This is a genomic window from Ligilactobacillus ubinensis (assembly GCF_024160875.1).
In the GTDB taxonomy this organism is placed as follows: Bacteria; Bacillota; Bacilli; order Lactobacillales; family Lactobacillaceae; genus Ligilactobacillus; species Ligilactobacillus ubinensis.
The window spans coordinates 1-518 of the sequence record NZ_JAIULA010000056.1; the positions used below are offsets into that span (position 1 = coordinate 1).

The 518-nt window shown below is 51.7% G+C and carries 4 tRNA genes; all 4 read right to left on the reverse strand.

The features are described 5' to 3' along the window. Positions 1 to 103: 103 nt before the first annotated feature. The 4 genes from LB941_RS12330 to LB941_RS12345 all read right to left on the reverse strand — a co-directional run bounded on the left by LB941_RS12330 (position 104) and on the right by LB941_RS12345 (position 438). Positions 104 to 174 (reverse strand) — tRNA-Cys (locus LB941_RS12330). 23 nt (positions 175 to 197) lie between these two features. After that, a tRNA-Gln gene (locus tag LB941_RS12335) sits at positions 198 to 269 on the reverse strand. A gap of 11 nt (positions 270 to 280) precedes the next feature. After that, positions 281 to 353: transfer RNA gene (locus tag LB941_RS12340), tRNA-His, on the reverse strand. Between the two features lie 14 nt (positions 354 to 367). Then, positions 368 to 438, reverse strand: a tRNA-Trp gene (locus LB941_RS12345). Positions 439 to 518: the final 80 nt, after the last annotated feature.

A 518-nucleotide genomic window follows, 5' to 3' on the forward strand; every position in this document is an offset into this window, starting at 1 on the left:
CGGGGTCGAACCGATACGTCCTCAACGGACACTGGATTTTGAGTCCAGCGCGTCTGCCAATTCCGCCACACCGGCATGTTTTCTTGTTAGCGCCTCCGCTAAAAGGCGGTAACCGGATTTGAACCGGTGATAAAGGTTTTGCAGACCTCTGCCTTACCACTTGGCTATACCGCCATTATTTAGGATTCATTTCCTTACTGGGGTAGCTGGATTCGAACCAGCGCATGACGGTACCAAAAACCGTTGCCTTACCACTTGGCTATACCCCAATCTTTTCTAGGGCGGTAGGTGGGAATCGAACCCACGCGTGCCGGAGCCACAATCCGGTGCGTTAACCACTTCGCCACTACCGCCATTTTGCTACTAACAGGGATAGTAGGAATTGAACCCACACCGACGGTTTTGGAGACCGTAGTTCTACCTTTAAACTATATCCCTATTAATGGAAGGGAGTGGATTCGAACCACCGAACCCGAAGGAGCGGATTTACAGTCCGCCGCGTTTAGCCAGACTTCGCT